Here is a 24,505-nt window from a genome sequence, read left to right on the forward strand (position 1 = left end):
GGACAGTGCGATCTTATGACATGCACGCCCTTGCGGGGTAAAGGTAGCAAACAGAACGCAGCCCTTGAGGCAGCGTTCGGGAGCAATATGCGTTGACCCACCCCGGTGAGCCGCGATAAGCCGCCTCTCTTCGCAAGTGTCTGCCCGGATGCTTGCGGCTTTGGCTCCTCAGGAGCCATGTGCAACTCCCGCTTTCGAGGTCACCATGTCCGACATGCCTTTTGATATCGACGAAGCCGCCGCCAGCCGTGCGCGTCAGGCTGCTGATCCTGACTCGAATGTCGGTGGCATTGCGGTCGATCGCCTGCGCAGCGTGATCGAGCGTGTCGAGCGTCTGGAAGAAGAGCGCAAGGCTCTTGCCGGTGACATCAAGGATATTTTCAGCGAAGCCAAATCGGCCGGTTTTGATGTCGCAACCATCAAGAATATCATCAAGCTGCGCAAGAAAGAGCCTAACGAGATCGAAGAGCAGGAAACGCTGCTTGATATCTATCGCCGTGCGCTGGGCATGTAAAAGCGTTCGCCGCGCCACTTCGTCCATGGGGTGAAGGGCGCGGTTTCTGTTAAGATTTGAAGACAGCACGCCTCTCGCGCTGACAATATGATCCGCCATTGATATGAACCGGCGCATCCCCGGTTTCTCATTATTTCTGGCAGGTAAAGCATGTCAGCGGCAGAATGGTGCCCAAGACAGTCCGTATGGACGTCCCTGTATGAGCGTATCCGGCGGCAGAGCCGTCGTCCTGATGCCGATGACCTGCTTCAGACAGCTTTGCTGCATCTTTTCGAACGCGGCACTGAAGGAATTGAACACCCTGAGGCCTATGTGCTGCGTACAGCACGTAATCTGGCCATTGATCGTGCCAGACGCGAGAAGCGCATCCGTTTTTCTCCTCTGGATATTGAAGATGGCGTCGAGCCTGTCTGCGCCGAACCCGGACCGGAGCGTGTGTTGCTGGGGTGCGAGCAGCTCGAGCGTGTACGTGCGGCTTTCATGACGCTCGATGCCCGTACATCCCGTATTTTCCTGATGCACAGGCTTGATGGTCTGACCTATAGCCGTATTGCCAAAACCCTGGAACTGAGTGTCAGCACGATCGAGAAATCCATCGCCCGTGCGTTGGCTCATCTGGCTCTCGCCCTGATGGGCGACAGGCTTTCATGACGCCATATCAGGTCGAGCAGGCAGCAAACTGGCAGGCGCGGCTGTTATCGGATCACTGTTCCGAGCAGGATCGCGCCTGTTTTGCCACCTGGCTCGCCGAGAATGAGGCGCATCAACAGGCCTTCGGGCTGGTGTCGCAAATCTGGCAATCCGGTGAGTTCACCCGGCGCAGCGCCTCTCGCAAATTCGGTCGTCGTGCCGCCCTGTCATGCGGTCTGGTTCTGGGGGGACTTACGCTTTTCGGTGCCTCCGGGGCCGATGCGAAGGAAATCCGCACGGGGCGTCACGAGCGGCATCGTTTCGGGCTGACTGGCATGGATATCGAAATGGATGCATGCAGCATCATTCTATGTGGCCCGTCCCATGGGCAGGTCACGATAGAAAACGGGCGCTATGCCCTCAGTTTCTATCAGGATTGTATGAAAATCCAGTGTTCAGGCTGGACCATTTCCGGGGGCAAGGGGCGATATGCGCTGGATCTCAGCGATAAAACCCTGGATCTGGCTGTGCTGGAAGGCGGTCTTGGCATGAGCCGCTCTGGCCATGCCCGCATTGCCTTGACCGAGGGGCAGGCTGTCAGCCTTGACCGGCTGACACAGCAGAGCACGGTCACCATCGTCCGGCCGGATGACATGCTGGCCTGGCGTGAGGGACGCGCTGTGTTTCGCAATACCCCGCTGGATCAGGCCATAGCTGAAATGGCGCGTTACAGCGACAGGCCTGCGCGGCTGGTCTCGCCGTCCCTGGCAAGGCTGCGTATCAGTGGCGTGTTTCATACACAGGACCCTGCGCGATTTTTCAGGGCGCTGCCTCATCTGCTGCCTTTGCGGGTGATATTCGGACCGACACAGATCGAGATTGTTAAGCTTTGATGAAACGAGACTCAAACGGGTGAGGGAATGCTGAGCCGGGTCGTCCCACAGGGGAATGGCCGCTCCGGCCCCAGCCCGATGGAAGTTGCTCTCATGATCCGTGTCCCGTCTGCGTCACCGCACCAGCGCAGAAATCTTGCCGTTGTCCTGTTTTCCCTTACGGCTCTGCCTTGCGTGGCTCTTGCCCGGGGAGAGGCGGGGCGCGCGACCCTGCACCAGGGCGACGGGCAAAAGGTGCTCAGCCTGAGCCAGCCTGCAGGCATGCTGGAAGATGCCCTGACCGGGCTCGCTCGTCAGTCAGGGCGCGATATCCTGTTTTCGAGTGATCAGGTACGTGGCCACAAGGCTCCGGCTATCAGGGGCAGACTAACGCTCGACAAGGCCCTTGAGCGTGTCCTTGGAGGATCGGGGCTGAGCGCGCATATTCAGGCTGATGGTGTCGTGGTGATTGCCTCTGCCGCGCGGGGCAGCAATTTCAGTCATGACGCCCATGAGGATCATACAGGGCAGGAGCGTATCACCGTGATCGGGCGGGCCGAGCGTCTTGCACCCTCTACCGTACCGCTGACCATTACCGAACCTACCTCAGTCATTCAGAAGCGCTTCATCACCAACAATATTGTGCCTCTGGCGAGTGTGGACGACATCATCAAGTTCCAGCCCAGCATCTGGACGCAAAATCCGAATGGCCCCGGCATGGGCAAGGCTGAAACCATGAGCCTGCGTGGTTTTCAGGACGGGCAGTACAACATGCTGTTCGACGGCATTCCGTTCGGCAATGCGAGCGATCTGCACCATACGACGTCATCACTTTTCATTTCGCATTTTCTGGGGGAGGTGCAGGTCAATCGCGGGCCCGGTACGGCCTCGACCATTGGCAATGCGACGTTTGGCGGCACGATCGGCTTTCAGTCCCGCACACCCGCGCAGCATTTCGGTGTCACCCCCTATGGCACCTATGGCAGTTTCAATACGCGTGCCGGCGGAGTGGAGGTGGATTCAGGAAAGACACGTTTTGGCTCAATGGTTCTCGATCTTCAGCATGAGGAAACAGACGGTTATCTGACCGGCTCAGGGGAGCGACGCAATAACCTGTTGTTCAAGGACGTAGCGAAGCTGGGTGAGCATACGACGCTGACCCTTCTGACCACCTATAACTGGGAAAACCAGAACACGACCCAGGGCGCCACGATCCAGCAATATAAGAAATACGGCAAGAACTATGGGCTTTGTGCCAATCCGACCCTTCAATGCTACTCGGGTTATCAGCCGAGCACCTATACGGCGGATTTCGACTATATCGATATCAAGAGTCATGTCCTGAGCTGGCTGACCATAGAGAACCGGCTTTATACCAATGGTTTCGAGCATGATTATACGGAAGCGACCGATGCCAGTTCGGATAATCCGGGGGCCAACGGTGTGACCTTCTATTCCGCCAGCGGCAAGAAGCTTGCGACTTACAAGAACGACGTCCCCGGCAAATATGCGGATGCGAAATTTCGCGATTATGGCGATACGCTCACATTCAAGGCCCATACTGCGCAAGGGGATGTGCTGGTTGGCGCCTGGGCCGATCTGCAGGATGACCGGCGCTATACCTATGCAGTGGACCTGACGAAAGGCAGCATTATGGTGCCTGGCAAGACAGGTTCCGCCTACAGTTATGACATTTCGGATTTCAATACGACGGTGCAGCCTTATCTCGAATTCGACTGGAAGCCCTTCAGGAACACAGTCATCAAACCGGGTATCAAATATTCCTATTTCCGTCGTGACTATGATGCTGCCATCAATAAATCGACCAAGGTTCCCCTGAACGCCACACAGAAATTCACGTCATGGCAGCCCTCGATTTCGGCAAACCAGGTCATCCTGCCGGGCTGGAGTGCCTATGGCCAGATCGCCCGTGGCTTTCTGGCACCGCCTATGAGCGTCTTCCAGACCCAGAATGTCGGTAATGTCAGCCCGGAGACCACGCTCAATTATCAGGTCGGTACAGTGGTACAGCAGAAACACTGGACGCTGTCTTTTGATGCCTATTACATCAATTTTTCCAATTTCATTGCCTCAGCCCAGATCAAGGTGCCCGGCTTCGGTACGCAGACAACCTCGGTCAATAGTGGTGGCGCGATCTACAAGGGGCTGGAAGTCGAGGGCCAGTATGCCCTTGGCCATGGTGTATCGCTCTACGGCAATTACAGCGTCAATGATGCGCAGTACAAGCACAGCTCGGTGCGTGTGGCTGCCACACCGAATGTGCTGGCTTCGTTCGGTGTGCTCTATGACGACAACAAGGGGCCGTATGCGTCGCTGATCGGGAAATTTGTTGGTAATCATTATGGGCTCGACAGCACCACCAACAGTGCAGGCAATACGGTTTTTGCCAATCAGTACCGTATCGGCAGCACGACAACCGCCGATCTCGCGCTGGGCTGGCATTTCAAAAAGCTGGGCGGTTTCATGCGTGACGTCACACCGAGCCTGAAGATCGCAAACCTGTTCAACAACCGTGCGATCAGCGATTTCGCAGGAAACCAGTCAGCCGCAAGCGCTGGCTATCCCGATGGCGCGCCGCTCTATTGGCGTCTGGCAGGACGAAGCGTGTTCTTCAATCTGACCGTGACCCTGCCTTGAGGAGAAGCAGCATGAGAACGTTCTGTTTCGCCCTCATCGCCCTTGGTCTGATCCAGGGTCATGCAGCATTGGCCAGCCCTGTAATATTTGAGACAACACCTCTGCCTGCCCATGTGCAGCTCGAGCGGGTGGTGCTTGTAGCGCGCCACGGTATACGCAGCCCGACCCATTCACCTGAAATTCTTGAAAAGGAGACAGGTATCGTCTGGCCTGTCTGGCCTGTTGCACCGGGGCAGTTGACCGATCATGGCCGCGCCACTCTTGCGCACATGATGCGGGATATCGCGGCGTATTATGATCTCGCCTGCACACATCATGAGAGGCCATGCCTCGGTCAGCCCGACCCGGTAGTCTGGTCGGATTCCGGCGATGACCGTACAAGGCAGAGTGGGCAGATCATGGCAGAGGCTTTCGCACCGGGCCGCCATCTCAAAGCGCAATCCCTGCCGGCCGGGGCGCATGACCCGCTTTTTGATTCTGTCACGCCGCAATTTCTTGCTGAAAACGGTGCGCATATCCTGAGCGAGATGCAGGCAGTACAGCAGGGTGAAAGGCAGGCACGGCCCGAGGCTGTGCAAAAGGGACTTGCGGCTTTGCAAAAACTGATCGCCCCTGAGGGCTGCCTGAATAATTCTACCCCCTGTTTTTCTGCGCCTCTTGCACTGGGACGCAAAAAAGATCGGCCTGTGCTTCAGGGCGGACCGGTACTGGCTGCCTCCATCGCTGAAAATCTCCTGCTGGTGCATGTGCAGGGTCTTGAGGGAGTAGCGCCGATTGCAGGGCGCACCATCACATCTGCGTATCTGACGGAGATTTTGCCGGTGCATGAGTATCTCTCGGATCTGACGCGCCGCAATGGCCTGCTGGCAAAGGAAAAATCCCGCCTTCTTGGGGCTGCTATCATGCAGTTTCTGAACGGGGAGGCGGTTTCGCTTTCTGATGGGTCAGTAGTTTCACGCAAGACACGTCTGCTCGCCTTTGCCGGTCACGACACCACGCTTGATGCTCTTGCAGCCCGGTTCGGGCTGGGCTGGCATTTTGCCGATCAGCCGGATCGCACTGCACCGGATACGACCCTCGCATTCGAATCCTGGCGTGACCGGGAGCGCCACATGTATTATCGTGTGGTGGTTTTCCATCAATCGCTTGCTGCCCTGCGCAGTGGTGGAGGGCTTGATAGGCTGCATGGCGGTGTCATGAACGCAGCCGTGACACAATAAAAACGGAAGGGGAACACGACGGGTGCAACTCTTCTCTTGGCGGTGCCGCTGAAATTCGCCTAGATCGCAGATCATGACGACAGCGCTTCTCTCTCTCCCTTTATGGATGCAGTTTCTGGCAGGGTTCATTTTGCTCGGGCTGGGGCTTGTATTCATTCTCATGCCATTTTCCGTTTTCGGTGTGAAACCGAGGCTGGAAGAGGTCGAGTTGCAACTCAGTGAGGTGCGTGCCGAATTGCGTATTATCGCAATGCGGCTGGCGCAGGGGGGAAATGAAACCGGGCCATCCGGAGAACCCGTCTTTGTACCCCCGCGCCGCACTGCCACTCCCGCAGAGCCGGCGCCCCCTGTCGCCACGCCGGCAGCACGAAATGCTCAGCCCGTGCGTAATCCTGAACCCATGCCCTGGTCGTCCGAGGCAACCCGTCAGGCTGCATCGCGGACTCTGTCGGAAAGAACCGAAACGGCGCGTCAGGAGGTTCCTGTCAGGCGCGAGATTCAGCGTGACTCTCCGATGGCTGGTGATCGCCGCGAACGGCCTGCCGCTCTTCCGGAAGCCCGTGACGATTACAGTTATGCAGAATCCGGCGCTCAGGAAAGTGTGCATCGCATACTGAGGCCGACCCATTTTGATCCGCCAGCCTCTCGCGAGGCGCCACGTCCGCCACGCCCGCCCATGGCTGATGTCAATAGTCAGCCGACGCCTGCACAGCCCGACCGGCAGGAGCAGGATGATGCATGGCGTTTCAAGGTGCAGCGTCAGGAAATGGCGCCACGTGCTGCTGCAACTGAGGCAGAGCGTCTGAGGCAGGCGGAAGAAGCCGGATCGCGCCGGATGCGATCCGAGCCCACATTGCGTTGGCCACCGCGTCCCTGAGTGTTTTTCCTAGCGGATCAGTACCAGATCGTCGCGATGGATCAGCTCGTCTCGCCCGCTATGCCCAAGGCAGCCTGTGATGTCTTCGGAACGATGCCCGGCTATTTTGCGTGCGTCCTCGGCATCATAGGCAGTCAACCCACGACCGATTTCATGGCCGCCCTCATCAAGAATGACGACCAGATCACCCTGCGTAAAGCTGCCATCGATGCTCTGACGCCAGCAGGTAGGAGCGAACTGCCCTTGAGCAATGCCCGTGCAGCACCCTGATCAACAATCACGCGGCCCTTCGTCTGAATGGCTCCGGCAATCCAGCGTTTGCGCGCTGGGCCTGCCTCTTCCGAGGCGAGGAACCATGTACAACGTCCTGTATCGAGAAGCGTACTGACCGGATGGGGCGAAAGACCTGAGGCAATGGCCATACGGGCACCAGCGCGGGTTGCAATCTGGGCTGCCAGAAGCTTCGTGTGCATACCGCCTGAGGAATAGCCGGGTGGTGGGGCTCCTCCCATGGCCATGATCGAGTCTGTCAGGGCCTCGACGACCGGAATATGCTCTGCATCCGGATCAAGCCGCGGATCGGCTGTATAGAGTCCGTCTATATCAGAGAGCAGGATCAACGTATCAGCGCCGATCATCTGCGTGACACGGGCTGCCAGGCGGTCATTATCGCCAAACCGTATTTCCGATGTGGCAATGGCATCATTCTCGTTGATAACCGGTACGCAACCCAGATCGAGTAGGGTACGCAGGTTCGCCCGCGCATTCAGATGGCGTTTGCGGTCTTCTGTATCACCGGGTGTCAGCAGTAACTGACCAGCGGTCAGGTTCTGCTGTGCCAGAGCAGAACTCCAGGCCTGGGCAAGCTGTATCTGTCCGACGCTGGCGGCAGCCTGTTTTTCATCAAGACGTAGCCTGCGTCCGGTAAGGCCCAGACGTACGCGGGCAAGGGCAATCGCTCCGGAGGAGACCACGACAACATCCGCGCCCAGGGCACGCAACCGGCAATATCTTCACAGACCGTATTCAGCCAGTGATGGCGAAGCTCGGCGTTTTTGGCATCGACCAGAAGGGCAGAGCCTATCTTGATGACAACGCAGCGCGCTTCAGCCAGTCGATTGGTCACAGAGTAGTCTCGCGTTCTTTCAGACGGTGTTCGGTAACACGATCCTGCACCAGACGCAGCAGCTCCGCCAGCCCCTCATGCGTTGCTGCCGACAAGGTGAAGATCTCGGCATCGGATGCCTTGGCGAGTGCCTTCGTTTTGGCAGTGATCTGGGTTTTTGTCAGAGCATCGCATTTGTTCAGAACGATGATCTCGGGTTTTTCAGCCAGAGTCTCGTCATAGGCGGCCAGCTCGCTTCTGATCATCCGGTAGTTCTTGACCAGCTGGCTTTCCGTACCGTCGAGCAGATGGATAAGCATGGCGCAACGTTCGACATGACCCAGAAAGCGGTCGCCGAGACCGGCCCCTTCGCTGGCACCCTCGATCAGCCCGGGAATATCGGCAATGATGAATTCCTCTGTAGCCGAAAGACGTACCACGCCCAGCTGCGGATGCAGCGTGGTGAAGGGATAATCGGCAATCTTGGGCTTGGCGCGCGAGCAGACCGAGAGCAGGGTGGACTTGCCGGCATTCGGCAGACCCACCAGCCCGACATCGGCAATCAGCTTCAGGCGCAGCCAGACCCAGCGTTCCTCACCTGGCCAGCCCTTGTCCGCACGACGCGGAGCCCGGTTTGTGCTGGTCTTGAAGTTCGCATTGCCAAAGCCGCCATCGCCGCCCTTGCAGAGCAGCACTTCCTTGCCGTCTTCATCGAGATCGGCCAGCATGGTCTCGCGGTCATCGTCGAAAATCTGCGTGCCGATCGGCACGTTGATGATGACGGTCTCGGCCTTGGCTCCGGTGCGGTCCGATCCCGCACCGTTGCCGCCTTTGCGTGCCCGGAAATGCTGTGTGTAGCGGAAATCGATCAGCGTGTTCAGGTTGGGTACGGCACGGAATATGATGTCACCACCGCGACCGCCATTGCCGCCATCGGGGCCGCCGAATTCGACATATTTCTCGCGACGGAACGCAACAACACCATCCCCGCCATCGCCGGAACGCACATAGATCTTGGCCTGGTCGAGGAATTTCATGGTCTGTCTCGTCTTCGTCCAAAAATAACGGTCCAAACAAGAAAGGCCGGCCCATGCGGACCGGCCTCTCCCGTAAACTGGTTGTGGCCAGTCTTTACTCTGCGGCTTCTGCCAGCGTCACGGAAACGTGGACGCGGCCTTCAGCGCGGCGCGTGAACTTCACGGCGCCATCGGCGAGGGCGAACAGGGTGTGATCGCGGCCGACGCCAACATTCGAGCCAGCCATCATCTTCGTGCCGCGCTGACGGACGATGATGTTGCCGGCGATGACGGCTTCGCCACCGAACTTCTTGACGCCGAGACGGCGGCCTGCACTGTCGCGTCCGTTACGGCTCGAACCGCCTGCCTTTTTTTGTGCCATGGAGGTCTCTCCTTCTCTCTAGCGTCAGTTACGCTGCGTTGATCGCGTCGATGCGCAGGACAGTCACGTGCTGACGATGACCGTTCTTGCGACGGCTGTTCTGCCGGCGGCGCTTCTTGAAGATGATGACCGTGTCCAGGCGGTCCTGGGCGATCACGGTTGCCGTGACGGTAGCGCCAGCGACCAGCGGAGCGCCGATCTTGATGCCAGCGTCAGAGCCAACAGCCAGAACGTCGGAGAAGGTGATGGTCGTGCCGGCTTCGGCTTCGAGCTTCTCAACCTTCAACGTGATCTGCGGGGTGACGCGATACTGCTTTCCGCCGGTGCGGATGACTGCGAACATATTAAAACTCTCTCAAGTCCGATCTCTTGGCAATTTTGCCGGGGTTTTCCCCCAGTCGGCATTGCCCAGTCGCTTTTTGTTATTGGCGGGCGCGCAAGCACTCCCGCGAGGGGGGCTCACTACAGGAGGCGGTATGGCTGCGTCAATCATTATCGCGCCCTGTGATCGGGAAAATGGAGAGAAGGCAAAAAGAATCGCCAGTGCCCCTCTTGCGCGCGGCGCGATCTGCCCCTTATAAGCCGCCCACGACCAGGTGATCCTGCTATGGAGAGGTGCCAGAGTGGTCGATTGGGACGGTCTCGAAAACCGTTGTGCCTTCACGGGCACCGTGGGTTCGAATCCCACCCTCTCCGCCAGACCCTTTTGAAAGGGTCTCTTATCACAGAAAACTTTCATGCAATAAATACAAGAGGCCAGAAGTTATCGTCGATTGTTCACATGAATACTATCGACTGTAATTGAATCCGATCAGGTCTCGGTTTTCATGCTCTGGTAGCTTCTGTATTGATAAACAAGGCAGGATCCCGGTGTCGGGCGACTTTGTCATGAACCTGCCAGGATAAAGACAGGACAATAAAATCGTGAAAAACGATCTCTGCCCTCAGTGTGGCTCTGAACATATCTATCAGGATGGCAGTCTCTGGATCTGCCTGAATGTGCTCTTGAATGGAGCATAGGGACAGACACCGTTCTGAACGCTAGTGATGAGACAGTGCGTGACGCCAATGGCAATCCTCTTGCGGATGGTGATAGCGTAACCATCATCAAGGATCTGAAGGTCAAAGGGTCATCATCTGTTATCAAGGGCGGTACCAAGATCAAGGGTATTCGCCTGACCGATGGGCATGACGGGCATAACCTGTCCTGCAAAATTCCTGGTATTGGTGCCATGAACCTGAAGTCAGAATTTGTTCGCAAGGCCTGAGGCCAGAAGTGAAGGGAGAGGGAATGGGACGCGATCTTGTCGCTGGGATGCGATTGGGACGCCGCACCCTCATCACTTCCTCTTTTGCCGGTTCTTTCTCTTTTCTTTCAGGCTGTCAGGAAACCATGCCTTCACGGTCACCCCGTCAGATCATGCTCTGGCCGGAAACACCACCAGGGGGTGGTGGCCCTAAAGGGGGTGAGCGGACAACGCCTGGGGGGGCACTCTATAATATAAGAGAACCGCGGCTTGAGATATTCAGACCGGAGCGCCCCAATGGTAGTGCTGTTCTTGTTGCAGCCGGGGGCGGTTATCAGCGTATCGGTATGCGCAGGGAGGCCTATCCGGCGGCACGATGGCTCAACGCCCGTGGGATAACAGCTTTCATACTGGTTTATCGCCTGCCTGGCGAAGGCTGGGTGCAAGGCCCTATGGCTCCGCTTCAGGACGCCAGGCGTGCTCTGGCGCTGATCAGACAACATGCTTCTGCTGAAAATCTTGATCTGGCGCGTCTGACTGTGCTGGGGTTTTCAGCTGGCGGCCATCTGATGGGGATGACCGCCACAGGCTGGGCCGGATCCGGTTCCGGGGCTGACACAGGAACAGTTTTGCCCGCTCTTGCTGGAGCTGCCCTGATATATCCGGTGATTACGCTGGAGAAACCTTACGACCACACCTCAACACATCGGGTTCTTGTCGGAACGAGAGCTGATGCTGCTCTTGCGCGATTATGGTCTGTACAAACTCATGTCATTCCGGGTTATCCGCCAGTTTTTCTGACCCAGGCGGATAATGATCATATTGCCAATTCGTATAATGCTACCTTGATGGCAAAATGCTGCCAAGCCGTTGGTACGGAGGCCGATTATCGTCGCTTGCCTTCCGGGGGGCATGGATTTGGTATGGGCGAGTCTGGCCGCATTACGGCGCAATGGCCAGGCTGGTATCAGGACTGGCTCACGACGCACGGCCTGATCTGATCAGGCAGAAAAGCGGTCCCTACCTTGCGTGCGGGCTGTGCCGGCGTCCCATTATATAGGTCGCGGCTATGGCGCGGTCATCACCGAGCATTGAAAGCGCAAAAAGAAGATCCGAAACGGATTCTGCACGCTTGGCCCGTTGGGCCATGATAGGTGTTGCCATCGGATCCATTATACAGAGATCTGCTTCGTTTCCCGGTTCAATCCGGCCGATCCGTGTCTCGAGACCGAGCGCCTTGGCGGCACCGGCAGTCGCCAGCCAGTAAGACTGAACGGGATGCAGGCTCGTGCCGTGTGACTGTGCAGCCGTATAGGCATCATTCATGACGCGCAGCATCGACAGACTGTTACCTCCGCCAATATCCGTGCCGAGCGTCACGTGCACACGACGATCAGAACGCAGGGCATCGAACAGGCGGAAAGTACCGCTGCCCAGGAATGCATTTGAGGTCGGACAATGGGCGAGAGTGCATCCCGCATGGGCACAGCGCGTGAGATCTTGTTCGGTCACGTGAACAGCATGGCCAAAAATACTGCGCGGGCGGACAAGCCTGGCATGATCATAGACATCGAGATAACCGGAACGCTGGGGAAAAAGAGTCCGGACCCATTGAGCCTCCTGTCTGGTTTCAAGCAGATGGGTCTGCATGAAAAGATCCGGTGCGATGTCCAGAAGACTTCCCGCAAGAGCAAGTTGCTCTTCCGTGCTGGTGGGTGCGAAACGTGGTGTAACCGCATAAAGCTGACGACCCTTGCCATGCCATTCCTCGATCAGGCGTCGGGAGTCATCATAACCGTCCTGTGCTGTGTCACACAGATAATCGGGTGCATTACGATCCATCAGTATCTTGCCAGCAATCATGCGCGTGTTGCGTTCCTGCGAGGCCGTAAAGAAGGCATCGACTGATTCCGGATGAACCGTGCAATAGACAGCAGCTGTTGTTGTGCCGTTGCCTAGAAGGCTGTCCAGAAAGGAGTCGGCAATCTCTTTGGCATAGGTACGTTCAGCGAAACGCCTCTCTTCCGGGAAGACATAGCGCTCCAGCCAGGAAAGAAGCTGCTCCCCATACGAAGCCATGACGCCGAACTGAGGGTAATGCACATGCGTGTCAATAAAGCCCGGTCCGATGAGCTTGCCTCTGTGATCAACTATGGGAACTTCATGGGGCAGGGTATGTACAAGGGTATCATAGCCACCGACAGCGGAGATAAGTCCGTTTTCAACGATGATCAAACCATCTGGTTCGACCTGCAGAGCCTCTTGAGGAGGCATGTCGAACGGACTGCCTGCAAAGCGCAGTATCGTGCCGCGCAAAGCGAGACTCGGCAGATTGAAAGTCATCCAGCCTTCTCCTGTAGTGTCCGGCTCGTGAAATTCCTGTTTTCGTCAAGAAAGGCTGCATTGGCGATAAGCTCGTCCCTGATGACCACCAGATAGGAAATCCCTCTGATAAGCTCGAGGCGTGTAACAAGATCTCGCTCGGTACGATCAAGGGCACGCAATCGACGTACTGCGGCAGCTGCTACGCGCGCGGGTCGATCATGACGGTCGCGCGTATACTCCATCCGGTCAAGCAGCAGCTCGATGGCACGACGTGCCGTGACAGGAAGATGTTCACGATCGAGCAGGGTACGCAGTCTGATTGCGTTCAGGCCGATTGTCATGACCGCCAGTGTTCCCTGCAGATAGCTCTCGACGACGGGTAGGGGGGACGGACCGGCATGGCGTATGAGGCGGGCGAAACGATCAATGTTCCGCCCGATCCAGAGGCGTGTTTCAGGGGCTTTGCGCAAATGGCACAGGGAGCGCAACTCCCCCAGCATCTGTACGCGCAGGCGCGATCGCTCGGATTGTGGATTGAAGGGGAGAAAGGTGTGAAAGACCAGAACAGCTGCACAGGCAGCCAGCAGGGTCGAGACCGCGCCATTATAGAAAGCAAGTTCGTTGAGACGATGATGATTCTGTACGTTCACCATACTTGGCATCAGCAGCCCGTAGGCAGCAGCGGCGCCCGCGGTTGGAAGGTTGAAACGGGCGAGACCGCCAATGAACATGGCGGGGCCGAATGCCATGACAAACATCTCATACGTGTCGAATTTCGGCACGAAAATGAATGTGAGGATGGCCCCTGCAATAACGGACCAGACTGTTCCCTTGAGGAAGGTGGCCGTGCCCAGCACAGGATTTTCCTGCGTTGCGAAAAGACCGCAGATCAGCGCCGTCATTGAGATGAAAGCTGTACCGTTAGGCCAGGCTGTTATCTCCCAGATCAGCGCTGTGAGCAGAATGGCTGCCATGACGCGCAAGCCGTTATTGATGGCATTGCGTGGGTCATGATGGGATTGCAGTCTGAACTGAAACCGGTCTCCAGGAATGAGGTGAGTGCTGGCGTCATATTCGATGATGGCGATCTCAAGGTCGTTGAGTAGTTCTCCTAGCGCCACGTGCAGAACACGTTCATCTACCGGCCCGAGCAAGGCCGGGTCTTCCGTGTCGGGACGGATGAAGGGCGCCGCATGGATACGGCATTCCTCTACAAGAAGATGCAGGTCGGCAAGAATCGTTTGAACGGGTTCCTTTGCCTGTAATCGTTTTTCCAGGCCGCGCAGAAAGCTCTGGGCATGGTGTGAGGTTTCTCGAAAGCTTCCGTGACTGTGTGACAAGGCTGCCAGGCGTGCGGCCATTCCAAAGCCACGGGAGAGCAGGATCGATACAGCAGCCAGAGCGGCTCTCGCATGGTCTCCTTCATGTCCATGAGGTCCCATCTCGATTTCGGCGAATTCGATTTCACTGTTGAGCCTGAGGATCGTGGCAAAAAGCTCACGTGCCTTGCGCTGCGTCGTGGCGGCATCAGAGAGAATATCGGCGATGGAGAGCGAAACCAGAGAGAGTGCGGATTGCAGCTTTGTGCGTACGGCGTGCCGGGCCTGACGTTCCTGGCTTGTAGCGAAAACGAGCCCCATTGCAGCCTCGCAGATTACCCCGAGTGCAATATAGGTCGAGCGTGAGACCGCTATCATGAAGACGTTCTCAGGGTCGTAGACGGCGCCCATGGCGATGATCGCACAGGTGTAACCGGACAGGACGAGCGCATAAGCGCGAAAATTACTGACGAACGTGGCCAGACCGGCACAAAGCCCCATCCACAGCGCCAGTGTAATAAAGAAGAGAAGGGGTTGCTGCGGAAAGACTGTGAAGAGCGCTACTGCCGCGATGGCCCCGAGAACGGTGCCGACAATACGCCATCTGGCTTTGGACAGACTTTCACCGCGCGTGTTCTGAGCGACTGCCCAGACAGTCATTGTTGCCCAGATGGGGCTGTCGAGCTCCATCCACATGGCAATTCCGAGGGCGAGCAGCGCAGCAGCTGTATTGCGTAAGGCAAATTCGACCGCCTGGCCCGTTGGAGCGTAGAGCCACGCCCAGCGATCGTGACCGAAGAAACGGAGCTTGCGGGTCGACGATTCTGGTCTCGGAAACAGACGGGTGAAAGAGCGCAAGACTGCCAATGACGGGATTCACATGGTTGAAACGGCCAGTATGGCACGAGGTCATCATGATGCCTGTCTGTGTGGAGGAAGAAAAGCGATCACCTCCTGCGTAGATCTAAACATTCATTAATTCGACTTGCTTCGGTCCGGGAAGGCGTCAGTTCCTTGTGTGATTTTTCGGATGAGAAGCAGCATATCTATGAGCCTGCATTCCGAGAGCACGGAAATGATTAACAAGCGTTATTTTTCTCTGCAGAAAGCAGCGATATCTCTCATGGACGTTGCGACAGAGATCCAGAAGTGAGGCTGTTGGGAAATAGTTAACACTGTTACGATTCTGTTTCTTTAGTATCAATTTGATGCGGTACAATTGATAGATCGTGTCTTTCAAAGACGAGAAAATAATAGATTTGATCCTGGATACCTCAAAGCGATGAAAGACTGGATTCGCGTGATACGTTGGCAGGAAAACCAAGCAATCTCAAAAGCCCTTGTTGTTGCCGTACTTGTTCGCCTAGAAGGAAGCATCAGAAAACAGATTGGAGGTATGTTGATTGCAAAATAGGTAGAACAATACGATACGTTAAATATTCAATAATCCTTTATTCCTACGAAAACTTCTCTTGATGCAAAAAAATTCTTCCCAAATAACGAACTTTTATCAAAAAATTTACAAAGTTTCTCTACTATGTTTTGACGATTATTGACGTAGTGGGATAAAAAAGAAGCACCTGACCATAAGATTTGAGGAAATTTTTCTTGAGATGGAAACGAAAAGATTGCGAATTCAGCATGTCTTTAACGACTCATGCTAAAAACAATAAAAACGATAGAAGAAATCGTTAAAGCTATTTACCTCACAAAGGTGATGGTATAAAAGATTCGGTTATAAGAGTTAAACATCAACAAAGAGAAAATAAATGTCAGAGTCTGAAACCAACGTCGCGCTCCTCGAGCTGACTGCCCAGATTGTTTCCTCTCACGTTGCCAATAATCCCATGGCCGGAGATGAACTCCCGGGTATGATCAAGCACGTATACAATGCACTTCAGGGTGCCGGTCAGGCTGATCCGGAGCCGGAGCGTCCGCAGCCAGCGGTACCGATCAAGCGTTCTGTTTTTCCTGATTACATTGTCTGTCTTGAAGACGGTAAGAAACTGAAGATGCTCAAGCGCCATCTGCAGAGCGCCTATGGCATGTCACCTGAGCAGTATCGTGAGCGTTGGGGCCTGCCGAGCGATTATCCGCTTGTTGCGCCGAACTATGCCGAGCGTCGTTCTCATCTGGCTCGTGAAATCGGGCTGGGTCGCAAGATCAATGCCGGCGTCGATGCGGCCGCTCGTGCGTCCTCTTCCGAGGAGAGCGAAGGCGACGAGCGTTCGGTTCGTCGTGGACGTGCCAAAAAGGCCTGAGTCACTCTTTCACGCTAGACGTTCTGCAAAAGGCAACTCATCCTGTGGTGAGTTGCCTTTTTTATTGCCGACAGAGGATGCAAATCATGGCGATCGACATGTCATCGGAAGATGATACCGGTCAGGTATATCGATATCAGCGCCGTCGTCTTCTGCTCTGGCGCGGGGTCGCCCTTGCATCGCTTCTGGTAGCAGGCGCCTCGGTCTTCGTGGGCGTTCCTCGGCATGTTCCGGCAGACTCGATAGCACGGTTTGAAATCAAGGGAGTTATTGCCGATCGTGTTCGTCCACAGGTTGAGGCGATCAAGCGCGCAGAGCACGACCCGCATGTCAGAGGGCTCTTGCTGGTTATTGATAGTCCAGGGGGGGGGGTAACTGGTGGTGTGGCTTTGCATGATGCTGTGGAGTCTTTTGCGGCCCACAAGCCAGTCGCTGTATCCATGCAGGGGACAGCAGCATCAGCAGGTTATATGATAGCAGTCGCCGCACAGCGTCTGTTTGCCTATCCGTCAAGTATAACCGGATCGATCGGTGTTATCATGATCAGGCCGGATGCCTCCGGTCTGCTCGGTCGAATCGGACTGGCGGCAGATACAATCACTTCAGGTGCTATGAAGGATCAGTCGCAGCCTTTTGTGCCGCTCAAACCCGAAGCGCGTCATGTTACAGGGAATTGTGAACGATCTCTTCGATCAGTTTGTTACCATGGTATCCAGAGGTCGCCACCGGTCTCTTGATGAAATTCGTGTTCTTGCTGATGGTCGACCGTATACAGGACGACAGGCTGTGTCCCTGCATCTGATCGATCAACTGGGTGACGAGGATACGGCAGTTCTCTGGTTGCGTAGCCAGATCCGGAACGGCAAGGATATACCAGTCAGAAAAATCTCGCCTGCCAGACCGCCGGAGTCATTTCTGGGGCGTGTTGGTCATAGAATTGGCGGGGATTGGCTCGGTGTTCCTCAGGCTATCGAAGAATTGACTGCTTATCAGAAACTTGACGGCGCGGTAGCATTTTGCCACGGTAACCAGGAAAATATCTTCCAGATGAGCCGGCTGATCCGGTTTCGTCAATTTTGAGAGCGCATAGTTTTTTATGACGAAATCTGAACTTATTGCCGAGCTTTCTGCAGCGCATCCGCATCTCAATGCCCGCGATATTGAATTGATCGTACAGACGATCCTGTCCGAGATTTCGTCAGCTCTCACACGGGGTGATCGGGTCGAGATACGCGGATTCGGAGCGTTTATTGTAAAGAAGAGAGAGGCGCGACAGGGACGTAATCCCCGTACAGGCTCAGCAGTGACTGTTGAGGAAAAAACGATACCATTCTTCAAAGCCGGAAAAGAGCTGAGAGAACGGGTAAATGGTTTGACCGGTCGTAAAAGCTGATCAGTCTGGGCTGATGCCAGTCGGAATGACCCGTCCGGATTCATGAAACATGTTATCGAGAAAAATTACAGCCTTGCACTCTGAATTTCACTGAGCAGGAAGTCGCGCAGGACAGTGATGCGTTTCGACATCTTAAGTTCTTCAGGATAGACAAAGAAAGCCTCAACCGTTGGAACAGGTTCATGGGGCAGAATGCGTATCAGCTCCGGATGGGACTGCGCGAGATAGGTTGGCAGCGTCCCTATCCCGGCGCCATTGGCTATCGCGCTGGCAATAGCCGGGAAACTGTTGATTTCAAGCTTGTTGCGTACAGACCCATGACATTGTCGTCGCACCAGTTCAATCAACCAGAATGCATCTGGCAAAGGTGGTGAGAGGCCGGCAAAACCCACAAGATGATGATGAGCAAGGTCGGCAAGGCTGAGTGGCATGCCGTGTTGGTCGATATAGGCCTGACTTGAGTAGATCGGCATCAGGAAATTGGCGAGATGGCGCTGGATCAGGTCGGCCTGCCGGGGCGGATGCATGCGTATGGCGACATCGGCCTCTCTCATCCCGAGATCGAGATCCGTATCCTCCATGATAAGGCTGACTTCTATGTCCGGGTGCAGGGCAAGAAAACGCCGAAGTCTCGGTGCCAGCCAACCAAGGCCAAAGCCGGAAGTCGTCGTAATCTTAAGTTTGCCCTTGGCCTTTGCCTTGCTTTCACTCAGATAGGCTTGGGTGAGAGCCAGTTTGGAAAAAACCTCTCTCACCGTATGATTGAGGGTCTCGCCCTGTTCCGTCAGTATCAGGCCGCGCGCATGACGATGAAACAGCGGGACATTAAGGGTCTCTTCCAGCGCAGAGATCTGACGGGATACGGCAGACTGGCTGAGATTGAGCCTGTCTCCGGCGTGAGTGAAAGACCCTGCTTCGGCGACAGCATGGAAGATTCGTAGTTTGTCCCAGTCCATGCAGCTTTCCTAGAGCTCATCCCGGACCGCAAGACGAGAAAACGCCTGGTACGATATGATACCTGCGTGTTTTCCATGCGGTCATGAAGTGTTGATGGAAGTGAATTGGCAGCATTCAGGGGCGCTGCCAAGTCATTTTATGCGTCAGACGCTGCGCTTGAATAACGGTCCTGTGCTCAGGACAGTCCTGCAAGGAGATGTTCTGCTTCAAGAGCCGCCATGCAACCGGTCCCGGCTGCCGTGATTGCCTGCCTGAATTTCTTGTCCTGTACATCACCTGCGGCAAACACGCCTGTAACCGAAGTCTTGGTGCTGCCGGGAGTCGTCAGGATATAGCCCTCGGAGTCGCAATCTATTGTCTCGCGGAAAGGTCCCGTATTCGGTGTATGACCAATCGCCACGAACACGCCATCAACATCGAGCTTTTGTTCACTGTTGTCCTGCGTATTACGTAGCCTCACGCCGCAGACAACCTCAGGCGTACCCGCACCAAGAATTTCTTCCACGGCGTGGTTCCACAGCACGGTAATTTTTGGATTGGCAAAAAGACGATCCTGCAGAATGCGCTCGGCGCGCAGCGTGTCCCGTCTATGCACAAGCGTCACATGATCGGCGTGATGGGTGAGGTACAGGGCTTCTTCGACGGCTGTATTTCCTCCGCCAATAACCGCTACCTTTTTGCCACGATAGAAGAATCCGTCACAGGTCGCACAGCTGATACGCCGCCACTCTGCAACCGGGCTTCGGATGGCAGGCCGAGCCATTTGGCCTGAGCACCTGTTGCGATCACGACAGTCCGCGCAAGATAGATGGCGCCGGAATCGGCTATCAGTGTGAAAAAACCCTCTTCGTTTTTCTGGTCAAAACGTGCTTCGGTAATCAGATCATAATGGATCTGTGTTCCGACATGCTCTGCCTGGAGCCGCATCTGCTCGACCAGCCAGGGCCCCTGGACCGGTTCGGCAAAACCGGGATAGTTCTCGACTTCAGTCGTGATGGTCAACTGGCCGCCTGGCTGCAAGCCGGCCACGAGAATCGGTTTGAGATTGGCACGAGCGGCATAGATGGCCGCTGTATAGCCCGCCGGGCCGGCGCCAATAACGAGCAGATCGGTCTTGAAACTCTGGCTCACAGGTGAGGTCCTCGGTCTGGGCCCGGCAGATCATATGCCGAGCCTATGTGAAGAGACATGTATCAAGAGACATGGCTCTTGGATCAGGATGCAGATATAGGTGATGCAGCGCACCTGCCAACCGACTAGTTTTGACCGACCCTCACGGTGACGATGACTGACAACGATTCAGAAGACCCCCATTTCCACCCTGTTTCGTCACGGGGCAATGTGTCTCCCGGCGGTTTCTCCACAGGGGATTCCGTATCGGGGATCGTCGATCTTGACGCGATTGACCGTCAGATCGTCGCCGAGCTTCAACGCGATGGGCGCATGACGAATGTAGAGCTTGCACGGCGCACCGGTATTTCGGCTCCTCCCTGCCTGCGTCGTGTCAGGCGGCTGGAAGAGGTCGGTGTGATTGAAGGCTATCACGCCGATGTTGATGCCTCGAAACTGGGATGGTCTTTGACCTTCTTTGCGTTGATTGGGCTTGAAAGCCAGAAAGGCAGTGTACTCGACGCTTTCGAGACCGAGATTGCCGGTTGGGCTGAAGTGCGCGAATGCCACATGATACGTGGTGGCGGTGATTTTCTTGTGCGTCTTGTGGCACGCGATGCACCCCATCAGAATTATCTTACAAAGCGATTGACCGATCTTGATCATGTCGTACGGGTGCAGACCCTGCAGACAATCCGTACCAGTCTGATGCGGGCCGGTGTTCCCGTATGAATCACCCGCTTCCTGCGGATCTGACACTTGTCATTCCCTGTTACAACGAAGCGGCCAATGTCGAGCCGCTGATCAATGGTGTGAAGCACGCCCTGGAGGGGATGCGTTGGGAAATTGTCTTCGTTGATGACGATTCTCCTGATGGTACATCACGTGCGGTAGAGCGCGCTGCGCGTCGCGATCCGCGTATCAGGCTGATACGACGTGTTGGTCGCCGGGGTCTGTCTTCGGCTGTCATTGAAGGGGCCTTGTCTTCAACTGCGACGGTCATTGCCGTGATGGACGGTGACCTCCAGCATGATGAAGGTATCCTGCGTGATCTCGTCACCCCGCTGCTGGACGATCATGCTGATATTGCCGTGGCGAGCCGCCATGTTGCCGGAGGTGACAGCAGCGGGTTGGCCAGTCGCTGGCGACATATGCTCTCCCGTTCAGGTATCAGACTGGCCCAGAGTATCCTGCCCATGACGCTCTCGGATCCGATGAGTGGTTTTTTTGCCGTAAGGCGCGCCATGTTCACACAGGCTGTGCCGCGCCTTACAGGTACAGGCTTCAAGATCATGCTTGAACTTGTCCTGTCCGTACCAAGAACGGCGCGGCTTGTTGAAGTACCTTTTGTTTTCAGGCCTCGTATTGCCGGAGAAAGCAAGCTCAGTCCGCTGGTTATGGTGCAGTTTCTCGGCATGCTGATCGAGCGTGCATGTGGTGGATGGTTACCGACACGTTTCATCATTTTTGCGGCAGTCGGTCTTGTTGGCGTTGCGTGAACCTTCTGGTTTCCGAGCTGTCGCGATTTGCCGGAGCGGATTTTCAGATCAGTCAGGTTGTTGGTACAGCCTGTGCCATTCTGGTCAATTTCCAGCTCAATAACCGGATCACCTATCTCGATCGTCCGCTCAGAGGGAAACGCTGGTTACCAGGCCTGTGTATTTTTGTGATCGGGGCCACGATCGGGGCTTTCGGTAATATTGGTGTCGCTCAGCTTCTCTACGATACGCATGGGCATTGGAGCCGGGCCAGCGCGGCTGGCGCGGTGATAGGTGTGGTCTGGAATTATGCAATTGCCTCTACACTCGTCTGGCGCTGACAGTTTCAGTATATTCCGTTTTGAGGGAAGGCGCGCCACAGTCTTCTTCTGGAGCGTGCTGTTCGGGCTGACATTCTTGCGTTTTGTTCTCGCTTCATCCCTCGGTATCACACCGGATGAAGCCTATTACTGGCTCTGGTCGCAGCATCTGCAATCCGGCTATCTCGATCATCCTCCAATGATCGCGCTCTTCATACGTCTTGGCACCAGCTTATGGGGCGATAATGCTTTTGGCATTCGGTTCTGTGGCCCGCTTTCGGCTCTGGTGGGCTCAGTAGCGCTGTTCCGGGCGGGGCGCGACCTTCTGGCAAGCCGCGCTGCCGGGTATCGAGCCGCTCTTTTGCTCAACGCGACGCTCATGCTTGGGTTAGGTGCAGCCACAGCGACACCTGATACGCCGCTCGTCTTTTTTCTGGCATGGACACTCTGGGCGCTTGGACGTCTGATCTGCACGGGTTGGCCAGGCTGGTGGCTCGTCATCGGGGCTTTCTTCGGTCTGGCTTTTGACAGCAAATATACGGCGGTTCTGCCTGCTCTGGGGTGCGGATTCTGGGCGTTATCGACGCCTTCCATACGTCGTCACTGGGGCTGGATGCTTGGTGGCTGCGTGGCGGGGCTTATCATGATCGCACCCGTTCTATTCTGGAATGCTACCCATGGTTGGGCAAGCTTTGCCAAGCAGGGAGGCAGGGCAGGGGATTGGCATCCGTTACGCGCTCTGAATTTTCTCGCTGAACTGGCCGGAGGGCAGATAGGCCTTGCGACCCCACTGATTTTCGTCCTGTTCTGTACAGGTCTGATCTGGTGCCTGAAGCATTCTGGCGAGAAGAGTGTTGCACGTTTGCTCGCTTGTCTCTGCATTGTGCCAATTGCAGTATTCGTACAGCATGCTTTTGGCGGACGTGTGCAGGCCAACTGGCCTGTTGTGCTCTATCCTGCCGCGGCTCTGGCTGCTGCGGCAACGGGGCGTCGCATAGGGTTTGCCTGCGCTACCGGACTGATAGTGACCGGGCTGGTCACCTTTCAGGGCATTGCCTCGCCTTTGCCGCTTTCTGCCCATCATGACGTCATTGCCCGGCAGACAGCAGACTGGTCAGGGTTGAGAGAGCGTCTGGATAAGGCATTGCCCGAGGGACAGGCTGTGATTGCCGGAGATTATGCCCTTGCCGCTATCTTGGCCTATCATCGACCGCATCACGCCTTGTTCAGCTATGACAAGCGCTGGGTCTATCTTGGTCGTCAGTTAGATCATCCTCATCGTGCCATACTGATTTTGCGAGAAAGCGAGCAGCCCGATCTGCCTGCTTCCTGGCTCGGTCAGCCTTGGCAGCAACATCCTTGTCGCATGCTGCGGGGCTCGCCCATGATCTGCTACAAACTGATCCCGCTGTCCCTGCCAGAGGATATACGGATGTACAGTCTTCCCTGAGACATCCTGACGCCAGGGTAATCGTTTTCTGTACAGAACATCTGTTCCCCTCATCCGGAGGCTGCTCTAGGCTTTCTCCTATTTCATAGGAGTAGAGCCGTGAGACACATTCTGTTGGCGATGACATCGCTTGCCTGGACCGCTCTGGCCGGGGCAATGGTACTTCCGGCCAGAGCCACTCCTGTCGATGTGACACCGTCCCGTACAGTGCTGGAACAGGTTGAGGGGAAGGAGGCTCTGGACTGGGTCAAGGCGCAAAACAACCGTACTGCTGCGCTTCTGCAGGCGGATCCGCGCTATCAGTCTTTCTACAGGTCTGTCCTGTCAGTGGAGCAGGCATCGGGGCGTTTGCCTCTGCCGGATCAATCTGGTGGCAAGGTCTGGAATTTCTGGCAGGACGCAGCTCATTCAAAAGGTATCTGGCGTGCGACAACGCGTGCGTCCTTTGAGACTGCCGACCCTGACTGGGTAAACGAACTCGATATTGATTCGCTGTCAAAACAGGAGGGGCGCGATTGGGTGTTTCAGGGGGCTGACTGCCTGGCGCCGGATGCCCGACACTGTCTGGTCATTCTCTCTCTTTCCGGCGAAGACGCCTCGTTTTATCGTGAATTCGACACGGTCGATAAAAAATTCATACCGGGTGGCTTCGAGTTGCCGCATTCGAAACAGCGGGCAGCCTGGCTCGATCGTGATACACTGCTCGTGTCCCGTGACTGGGGCCCTGATACGATGACACGTTCCGGTTATCCGTTCAGTGTCCGGGTCGTAAAGCGTGGTGAGCCGCTTGCTGCTGCGAAGGAGATCTACCGCGGCACGCCGGATGACATGATTGTCGAGCCGCAAGTGCTGCATGACAGTCAGGGCGGACAGATTGCGATCATCCAGCGTAATCTTGATTTTTTTCGCAGTGAGTATCGTGTCTATGACCCTGTCACACAAAACCTGCATCTTCTGAACTTGCCGCAGAAAATGCGGATCGAGGCTATTACGCCGGAAAGCTTGTCATCAGGCTTGACCAGGACTGGAAACAGGGCCGTCTCTACCGTCAGGGCAGCATACTGGCAGTTGATCCTGTCTCTGCAAAAATGCAGCCCGATCTGCTTTTTGCCCCTGACAGGCATGAGACCACGGCTGACATCGGTGTTACCTCCCGAGGAGTTATCGCTGTTATTTATCGCGATGTGCAGCCGTCCATACGCGTTTATCATGCGGTTGAGGGCAAGACTCAGTGGCATGAAACCACGATTTCCCTGCCATCGAACGTTTCTGCATCACTGCAATCTTCTGACCCCTCTGAATCATGGGCCACAGTAAAGATTGAAGGCTATATCGAGCCACCACAGCTCTGGACGCTGGATGTTACGGCCG

Annotated in this window: 19 protein-coding genes, 1 tRNA gene and 6 pseudogenes; 18 read left to right on the forward strand and 8 right to left on the reverse strand. The window is 55.9% G+C overall.

All coding sequences use genetic code 11. The annotated features are described in order from the left end of the window. Positions 1–214 precede the first annotated feature (214 nt). The 6 genes from JCM25354_RS01870 to JCM25354_RS19670 all read left to right on the forward strand — a co-directional run bounded on the left by JCM25354_RS01870 (position 215) and on the right by JCM25354_RS19670 (position 6,771). On the forward strand, positions 215–514 hold the full coding sequence (locus tag JCM25354_RS01870) for a DUF2312 domain-containing protein (RefSeq protein ID WP_051395789.1): 300 nt from the start codon (positions 215–217) through the stop codon (positions 512–514). A 150-nt stretch (positions 515–664) separates the two neighbouring features. After that, positions 665–1,165, forward strand: a complete 501-nt coding sequence (locus JCM25354_RS01875; RefSeq protein ID WP_025884753.1) for an RNA polymerase sigma factor — start codon at positions 665–667, stop codon at positions 1,163–1,165. Beyond that, entirely contained in the window at positions 1,162–2,037 is an 876-nt protein-coding gene (locus JCM25354_RS01880; RefSeq protein WP_025884754.1) for a FecR family protein, read from the forward strand. Before JCM25354_RS01875 ends, JCM25354_RS01880 begins: the two co-directional genes overlap by 4 nt. A 93-nt stretch (positions 2,038–2,130) precedes the next feature. Next, on the forward strand, positions 2,131–4,674 hold the full coding sequence (locus JCM25354_RS01885) for a TonB-dependent receptor domain-containing protein (protein ID WP_159103430.1): 2,544 nt from the start codon (positions 2,131–2,133) through the stop codon (positions 4,672–4,674). 11 nt (positions 4,675–4,685) lie between these two features. Beyond that, complete coding sequence (locus JCM25354_RS01890; protein WP_025884756.1) at positions 4,686–5,894, forward strand: histidine-type phosphatase; 1,209 nt, start codon at positions 4,686–4,688, stop codon at positions 5,892–5,894. Positions 5,895–5,967: 73 nt separating this feature from the next. Further along, positions 5,968–6,771, forward strand: a complete 804-nt coding sequence (locus JCM25354_RS19670; protein WP_025884757.1) for a hypothetical protein — start codon at positions 5,968–5,970, stop codon at positions 6,769–6,771. Positions 6,772–6,780: 9 nt separating this feature from the next. On the opposite strand, the pseudogene proB reads toward JCM25354_RS19670, so the two are convergent. The 4 genes and pseudogenes from proB to rplU all read right to left on the reverse strand — a co-directional run bounded on the left by proB (position 6,781) and on the right by rplU (position 9,617). Beyond that, positions 6,781–7,897: pseudogene (gene proB / locus JCM25354_RS15930) on the reverse strand (glutamate 5-kinase). After that, positions 7,894–8,913: a GTPase ObgE gene (obgE, locus tag JCM25354_RS01905; protein WP_025884758.1), complete on the reverse strand. Its 1,020-nt coding sequence runs from the start codon at positions 8,911–8,913 to the stop codon at positions 7,894–7,896. The pseudogene proB and the gene obgE overlap by 4 nt, the downstream one beginning before the upstream one ends. 94 nt (positions 8,914–9,007) lie before the next feature. Further along, the gene (rpmA, locus tag JCM25354_RS01910) at positions 9,008–9,274 is read right to left on the reverse strand and encodes a 50S ribosomal protein L27 (RefSeq protein ID WP_025840841.1); all 267 of its coding nucleotides are present in this window, start codon (positions 9,272–9,274) and stop codon (positions 9,008–9,010) included. 28 nt (positions 9,275–9,302) lie between these two features. Then, the gene (gene rplU / locus JCM25354_RS01915) at positions 9,303–9,617 is read right to left on the reverse strand and encodes a 50S ribosomal protein L21 (protein ID WP_025840840.1); all 315 of its coding nucleotides are present in this window, start codon (positions 9,615–9,617) and stop codon (positions 9,303–9,305) included. A 266-nt stretch (positions 9,618–9,883) separates the two neighbouring features. On the opposite strand from rplU, the gene JCM25354_RS01920 reads away from it, so the two are divergent. The 3 genes and pseudogenes from JCM25354_RS01920 to JCM25354_RS01930 all read left to right on the forward strand — a co-directional run bounded on the left by JCM25354_RS01920 (position 9,884) and on the right by JCM25354_RS01930 (position 11,522). Further along, positions 9,884–9,973, forward strand: a tRNA-Ser gene (locus tag JCM25354_RS01920). A gap of 222 nt (positions 9,974–10,195) precedes the next feature. Continuing rightward, positions 10,196–10,542 (forward strand): annotated as a pseudogene (locus JCM25354_RS15935) (zinc ribbon domain-containing protein YjdM). 23 nt (positions 10,543–10,565) lie between these two features. Next, on the forward strand, positions 10,566–11,522 hold the full coding sequence (locus JCM25354_RS01930) for an alpha/beta hydrolase (protein WP_199899886.1): 957 nt from the start codon (positions 10,566–10,568) through the stop codon (positions 11,520–11,522). Positions 11,523–11,541: 19 nt separating this feature from the next. Here JCM25354_RS01930 and guaD read toward each other — a convergent pair whose 3' ends face one another. Continuing rightward, positions 11,542–12,864 (reverse strand): guanine deaminase, encoded by a 1,323-nt coding sequence (guaD, locus tag JCM25354_RS01935; protein WP_025884760.1) that lies wholly within the window; start codon positions 12,862–12,864, stop codon positions 11,542–11,544. Continuing rightward, positions 12,861–15,023 (reverse strand): FUSC family protein, encoded by a 2,163-nt coding sequence (locus JCM25354_RS01940; protein ID WP_035446638.1) that lies wholly within the window; start codon positions 15,021–15,023, stop codon positions 12,861–12,863. The genes guaD and JCM25354_RS01940 overlap by 4 nt, the downstream gene beginning before the upstream one ends. A 911-nt stretch (positions 15,024–15,934) precedes the next feature. On the opposite strand from JCM25354_RS01940, the gene JCM25354_RS01960 reads away from it, so the two are divergent. From JCM25354_RS01960 to JCM25354_RS01970, 3 genes and pseudogenes are all read left to right on the forward strand, one after another. After that, the gene (locus JCM25354_RS01960; RefSeq protein WP_025884762.1) at positions 15,935–16,426 is read left to right on the forward strand and encodes a MucR family transcriptional regulator; all 492 of its coding nucleotides are present in this window, start codon (positions 15,935–15,937) and stop codon (positions 16,424–16,426) included. A gap of 98 nt (positions 16,427–16,524) precedes the next feature. Continuing rightward, positions 16,525–17,506 (forward strand): annotated as a pseudogene (gene sppA / locus JCM25354_RS15940) (signal peptide peptidase SppA). A gap of 16 nt (positions 17,507–17,522) precedes the next feature. Continuing rightward, positions 17,523–17,819, forward strand: a complete 297-nt coding sequence (locus JCM25354_RS01970; protein WP_025884763.1) for an integration host factor subunit beta — start codon at positions 17,523–17,525, stop codon at positions 17,817–17,819. A gap of 65 nt (positions 17,820–17,884) precedes the next feature. Here the strand turns inward: JCM25354_RS01970 and JCM25354_RS01975 are convergent, their stop codons facing one another. Then, the gene (locus JCM25354_RS01975) at positions 17,885–18,775 is read right to left on the reverse strand and encodes a LysR family transcriptional regulator (RefSeq protein ID WP_025884764.1); all 891 of its coding nucleotides are present in this window, start codon (positions 18,773–18,775) and stop codon (positions 17,885–17,887) included. A 176-nt stretch (positions 18,776–18,951) separates the two neighbouring features. Continuing rightward, positions 18,952–19,907, reverse strand: a pseudogene (gene trxB, locus JCM25354_RS15945) (thioredoxin-disulfide reductase). 252 nt (positions 19,908–20,159) lie between these two features. Here trxB and JCM25354_RS01985 point away from each other — a divergent pair. From JCM25354_RS01985 to JCM25354_RS21935, 6 genes and pseudogenes are all read left to right on the forward strand, one after another. Then, positions 20,160–20,618: an Lrp/AsnC family transcriptional regulator gene (locus JCM25354_RS01985; RefSeq protein ID WP_025884765.1), complete on the forward strand. Its 459-nt coding sequence runs from the start codon at positions 20,160–20,162 to the stop codon at positions 20,616–20,618. Beyond that, entirely contained in the window at positions 20,615–21,385 is a 771-nt protein-coding gene (locus JCM25354_RS15950; protein ID WP_369345708.1) for a polyprenol monophosphomannose synthase, read from the forward strand. The genes JCM25354_RS01985 and JCM25354_RS15950 overlap by 4 nt, the downstream gene beginning before the upstream one ends. Then, positions 21,382–21,705: a GtrA family protein gene (locus tag JCM25354_RS23240; protein ID WP_369345709.1), complete on the forward strand. Its 324-nt coding sequence runs from the start codon at positions 21,382–21,384 to the stop codon at positions 21,703–21,705. Before JCM25354_RS15950 ends, JCM25354_RS23240 begins: the two co-directional genes overlap by 4 nt. Continuing rightward, complete coding sequence (locus JCM25354_RS15955; protein ID WP_243443831.1) at positions 21,680–23,134, forward strand: ArnT family glycosyltransferase; 1,455 nt, start codon at positions 21,680–21,682, stop codon at positions 23,132–23,134. The genes JCM25354_RS23240 and JCM25354_RS15955 overlap by 26 nt, the downstream gene beginning before the upstream one ends. Before the next feature lie 156 nt (positions 23,135–23,290). Further along, positions 23,291–23,923 (forward strand): annotated as a pseudogene (locus JCM25354_RS21930) (S9 family peptidase); the annotation flags it as partial. 299 nt (positions 23,924–24,222) lie between these two features. Continuing rightward, positions 24,223–24,468 (forward strand): annotated as a pseudogene (locus tag JCM25354_RS21935) (hypothetical protein); the annotation flags it as partial. Positions 24,469–24,505 lie beyond the last annotated feature (37 nt).

Origin of the sequence: Asaia prunellae JCM 25354 (genome assembly GCF_000613885.1) — a bacterium.
Lineage (GTDB): Bacteria > Pseudomonadota > Alphaproteobacteria > Acetobacterales > Acetobacteraceae > Asaia > Asaia prunellae.

Excerpts from the sequence above, each read along its gene's own strand:
- JCM25354_RS01870 (WP_051395789.1), top strand. The coding sequence starts at position 215 with ATGCCTTTTGATATCGACGAAGCCGCCGCCAGCCGTGCGCGTCAGGCT.
- JCM25354_RS01875 (WP_025884753.1), top strand. The coding sequence starts at position 665 with ATGTCAGCGGCAGAATGGTGCCCAAGACAGTCCGTATGGACGTCCCTG.
- JCM25354_RS01880 (WP_025884754.1), top strand. The coding sequence starts at position 1,162 with ATGACGCCATATCAGGTCGAGCAGGCAGCAAACTGGCAGGCGCGGCTG.
- JCM25354_RS01885 (WP_159103430.1), top strand. The coding sequence starts at position 2,131 with ATGATCCGTGTCCCGTCTGCGTCACCGCACCAGCGCAGAAATCTTGCC.
- JCM25354_RS01890 (WP_025884756.1), top strand. The coding sequence starts at position 4,686 with ATGAGAACGTTCTGTTTCGCCCTCATCGCCCTTGGTCTGATCCAGGGT.
- JCM25354_RS19670 (WP_025884757.1), top strand. The coding sequence starts at position 5,968 with ATGACGACAGCGCTTCTCTCTCTCCCTTTATGGATGCAGTTTCTGGCA.
- obgE (WP_025884758.1), bottom strand. The coding sequence starts at position 8,913 with ATGAAATTCCTCGACCAGGCCAAGATCTATGTGCGTTCCGGCGATGGC.
- rpmA (WP_025840841.1), bottom strand. The coding sequence starts at position 9,274 with ATGGCACAAAAAAAGGCAGGCGGTTCGAGCCGTAACGGACGCGACAGT.
- rplU (WP_025840840.1), bottom strand. The coding sequence starts at position 9,617 with ATGTTCGCAGTCATCCGCACCGGCGGAAAGCAGTATCGCGTCACCCCG.
- JCM25354_RS01930 (WP_199899886.1), top strand. The coding sequence starts at position 10,566 with ATGGGACGCGATCTTGTCGCTGGGATGCGATTGGGACGCCGCACCCTC.
- guaD (WP_025884760.1), bottom strand. The coding sequence starts at position 12,864 with ATGACTTTCAATCTGCCGAGTCTCGCTTTGCGCGGCACGATACTGCGC.
- JCM25354_RS01960 (WP_025884762.1), top strand. The coding sequence starts at position 15,935 with ATGTCAGAGTCTGAAACCAACGTCGCGCTCCTCGAGCTGACTGCCCAG.
- JCM25354_RS01970 (WP_025884763.1), top strand. The coding sequence starts at position 17,523 with ATGACGAAATCTGAACTTATTGCCGAGCTTTCTGCAGCGCATCCGCAT.
- JCM25354_RS01975 (WP_025884764.1), bottom strand. The coding sequence starts at position 18,775 with ATGGACTGGGACAAACTACGAATCTTCCATGCTGTCGCCGAAGCAGGG.
- JCM25354_RS15950 (WP_369345708.1), top strand. The coding sequence starts at position 20,615 with ATGAATCACCCGCTTCCTGCGGATCTGACACTTGTCATTCCCTGTTAC.